3 protein-coding genes and 1 pseudogene are annotated in these 3883 nt (G+C 59.4%); all 4 read left to right on the top strand.

Features of this window, described 5'->3' with window-relative positions:
* Positions 1 to 1041 (top strand): glutamine-hydrolyzing GMP synthase (gene guaA, locus ABX749_RS25095; protein ID WP_372898410.1); only part of this gene is annotated, 1041 nt, incomplete at its 5' end.
* 18 nt (positions 1042 to 1059) lie between these two features.
* Complete coding sequence (ettA, locus tag ABX749_RS25090; protein ID WP_372898409.1) at positions 1060 to 2736, top strand: energy-dependent translational throttle protein EttA; 1677 nt, start codon at positions 1060 to 1062, stop codon at positions 2734 to 2736.
* A gap of 101 nt (positions 2737 to 2837) precedes the next feature.
* Positions 2838 to 3107 carry a hypothetical protein gene (locus ABX749_RS25085; RefSeq protein WP_145218039.1) on the top strand — a complete coding sequence of 90 codons (270 nt, stop codon included), beginning with the start codon at positions 2838 to 2840 and terminating at the stop codon, positions 3105 to 3107.
* Positions 3108 to 3200: 93 nt separating this feature from the next.
* Positions 3201 to 3883: pseudogene (locus tag ABX749_RS25080) on the top strand (hypothetical protein); the annotation flags it as partial.

Here is a 3883-nt window from a genome sequence, read left to right as displayed (position 1 = left end):
TTCCACCCGGAAGTCACGCACACCCCGCTGGGCGGAAAGGTGCTGGCAAACTTTGTCCGAGGCATCTGCGGCTGTGAACCCAATTGGCAACTGAGTGATTTCGCCGACGCCACCGTCCGCCAGATTCGCGACGCCGTCGGCGACCGACGCGTGATCTGCGGGCTCAGCGGCGGAGTCGATTCCTCCGTCGTCGCGGCACTGCTGTACAAAGCCATCGGCCCCCAGTTGACGTGTATCTTGATCGACAACGGGCTGCTCCGCAAAAACGAACAGGCCTTGGTGATCGACGAATTCACCAATCACTTCAAAGCCGACTTGCACGTCGTCGACGCCGAAGACCGGTTCCTCGCGTCGCTGGCCGGAGTCGTCGAACCGCAAGAAAAACGCCGACGCATCGGCCACGACTTTATCGAGTGCTTCAAAAAGGAAGCCGAATCGATCGAGAACGCCCACTTCCTCGCCCAAGGCACCCTGTATCCCGACGTGATCGAAAGCGGCGCCGATCCCGACGGACCGGCCGCGACGATCAAGTTGCACCACAACGTCGGCGGGCTGCCGGAAGAACTGGGGTTTGAACTGATCGAACCGCTTCGCGACCTGTTCAAGGACGAAGTGCGACGACTGGGATTGGAATTGGGCTTGCCGGAAAAACTGGTCTGGCGGCATCCGTTCCCCGGCCCCGGCTTGGCCGTCCGATGCCTGGGCGAAGTCACACGCGACAAACTGGTCGTGCTGCGGGCCGCCGATGCGATCGTGATCGAAGAGATCGAAGCGGCGGGACTGTACCGCGAGACCAGCCAGACCTTTGCGGTCCTGTTGCCGGTCCAAAGTGTGGGGGTGATGGGCGACGCGCGAACGTATGACAATGCGATCGCCGTCCGCAGCGTCAACACCGACGATTTCATGACGGCCGATTGGAGCCGACTGCCGTACGAGTTGCTGGCACGGATCAGCACACGAATCATCAACGAAGTCAAGGGCGTCAACCGAGTCTGCTATGACATCAGCAGCAAGCCGCCCGCAACGATCGAGTGGGAATAGGACAGGAACAAGCAAGGCATGGGCAGGCAATACATTTACCAAGTCGAAGACTTGACGAAAAAGCACGGTCAAAAGGCGGTGCTCAACGAAGTCAATTTGGCGTTTTACCCGGGCGCGAAAATCGGCGTCCTCGGTCCCAACGGTGCCGGAAAGTCGACGCTGTTGCGGATCATGGCCGGCCAGGACACCGACTTTGACGGCAGCGCGAAACTGACCAAAGGCTTCACCGTCGGCTACCTGGAACAAGAACCGCCGCTGGACGAAACCAAGACGGTGTTTGAGAACGTTCAAACCGCCGTCGCCGAACGTCGCGCGATCGTCGATCGATTCAATGAAATCAGCATGCTGCTCGGCGACGTCACCGACGACGACGAAATGCAAAAGCTGTGCGACGAAATGGCGACGCTGCAAGACACGATCGATGCCTACAACCTGTGGGAACTCGATCGACAAGTCGAAATGGCGATGGCCGTCATGAATCTGCCCCCCGGCGATTCCACCGTGACCACGCTCTCGGGCGGTGAACGCCGACGTGTCGCTCTTTGCCAACTGCTGATCCGCCAGCCCGACTTGCTGCTGTTGGACGAACCGACCAACCACCTCGATGCCGAATCGGTCTCTTGGCTCGAACAACACCTGGCCAAGTACCCGGGTACCGTCGTCGCGGTGACCCACGACCGCTACTTCCTGGACAACGTCGCCCAGTGGATCCTGGAAATCGACCGCGGCCGCGGCATTCCGTTCGAAGGCAACTACACTGCATGGCTGGAAGCGCGCCAGAAACGGATGCAGCTGGAACAACGCCAGGCCAAGGCGCGCGAACGCACGTTGGCCAACGAATTGGAATGGATCCGCATGAGTCCCAAAGCCCGCCAGGCGAAAAGCAAGGCGCGGATCAAGGCCTACGAGGATTTGGCGGCCGAGAAATTCGAGGATCGGCCCGACGAGTTGGAAATCCAGATTCCATCCAATCGTCATCTCGGTGAACTGGTCATCGAAGGCAAGAACATCCACAAGGCATTCGGCGACAAGGTCTTGATCGACGACCTGTCGTTCCGCTTGCCCGCCGGCGGCATCGTCGGCGTGATCGGTCCCAACGGTGCCGGCAAGACGACGCTGTTCAAAATGCTGACCGGCCAAGAACCGGCCGACGAAGGTCAGTTCCGCGTCGGCGAGACGGTTGACTTGGGCTACGTCGATCAAAGCCGCGATTCGCTGGCCGACGACAACACCGTGTTTGAAGAAATCAGCGGCGGAACCGAGACGATCGTGCTGGGAGGCCGCAACGTCAACGCGCGGGCCTACGTCTCGCGATTTAATTTCAAAGGCCCCGACCAGGAAAAGAAAGTCGGCAACCTGTCCGGGGGTGAACGCAACCGAGTCCACCTGGCAAAACTGTTGCGGCGTGGCTGCAACGTGCTGCTGCTGGACGAACCGACCAACGACCTCGACGTCGACACGCTGCGTGCTCTGGAAGAAGCGATCATGCATTTCGCCGGCTGCGTCGTGGTCACTTCGCACGACCGCTGGTTCCTTGATCGCCTCGCAACGCATATCCTTGCATTCGAAGGCGACGGCAAAGTCACGTGGTGCGAAGGCAACTTCGAAGTCTACGACCGGGGACTGCGAGAGCGGATGGGCGAGGACCCCAACGAAATCAAACAGGCCCGCTACAAAAGCATCCATGCCGGTTAACCGCCGGTCGGTCCATCCGCCGACACGCCGTACACCTTGATTCCCCAATCCGTCATGCCGCCGATGCGGCAGTTCCCTTTTTTCCCTAACCAAACTTAGCTATGACCATTCTTCGTATCGGAACGAACGAAAAGTACTCCAACAATTGGGAAGACATTTTTGGCGGCAAGCAGAAAAAGGCGGGCAAAAAGAAAGCCGCCAAAAAGGCCAGCAAGAAAAAAGCGGCCGCCGCCGACGTGACCGCAAAGAAGCCGGCGAAAAAGAAAGCCGCCAAGAAGACGGCAAAGAAAGTCGTCGCCAAGAGCGTGACCGCTCCGAAGAAGAGCACCAAGAAAAAGAGCGTCAAAAAGAAAAAGACGACCAAAAAGTGATCCCCGCCGTGGGGCGAGTTCCTGTCGAATTCCGCCCACGGTTGTTTGTCCTCTGATTCGGTGAGTCGCCCTACTTTTTGCTGCCCCCACCCCATGTCCAATCTTCCACCACCGGAATCGATCTGCGATTCGCTCAAGCGGTTGGCGGGGTACCTGAATTTCTCCAGCGGCAGCAGCGATCCCAAGATCGCTGCGCTTTGGAACGAAGCGTATTACCACGCCAGCCAAGGCAATCCCCTGACGGGAACGCCGGCTTGGCTCGTGCTCAATAACTGGATCGAGCAAACCTTGGCCACGCTGGCCGAGTCGACGTCCGCGTTCGCCGACATCACTCAGGCACGCGACGTCTCGCGACTGTTGCTCAGCGAATTGCTGCCGGCCTACATGGACTACCACCGGGACCTGCTGTTCCACCAGGAACCCGAAGTCCTGTTCAATGGGTTCTTCTTGGCCCGGGCCGCAGAATCCCTGTTGCGACTGTACAGCGAACAGGACGCCTCGGCCGACGAGGACGCAACGTCCGACTTGGTCTATCAAGCGATTCGCGAACTCAATGACTTCGTCGGCTATCGCCCCGTCGCGGTCCTGGAAAACCGGCGATGCCAGCCCTACCCGAACGAGTTCGTCCGCCCGATCCCGCTCTATGTCCGCGGGGCCGGCGTCTCCGCAGGACCCTATTACGAGCTGATCACACAAACGATCCAGATCCTGCGAGACAGCGACCCAGACGTCCTCCGCAGCGCCTCGTTCGACTTCGAACAACTGGCCGAATTGTC

Origin of the sequence: Stieleria sp. (genome assembly GCF_041595215.1) — a bacterium.
GTDB lineage: Bacteria > Planctomycetota > Planctomycetia > Pirellulales > Pirellulaceae > Stieleria > Stieleria magnilauensis.
The sequence above is the reverse complement of the archived record's forward strand: the minus strand, read 5'-3'. Positions and strand labels throughout refer to the sequence as shown.

Coding starts and splice junctions, on each gene's coding strand:
- ettA (WP_372898409.1), top strand. CDS start 1,060: ATGGGCAGGCAATACATTTACCAAGTCGAAGACTTGACGAAAAAGCAC.
- ABX749_RS25085 (WP_145218039.1), top strand. CDS start 2,838: ATGACCATTCTTCGTATCGGAACGAACGAAAAGTACTCCAACAATTGG.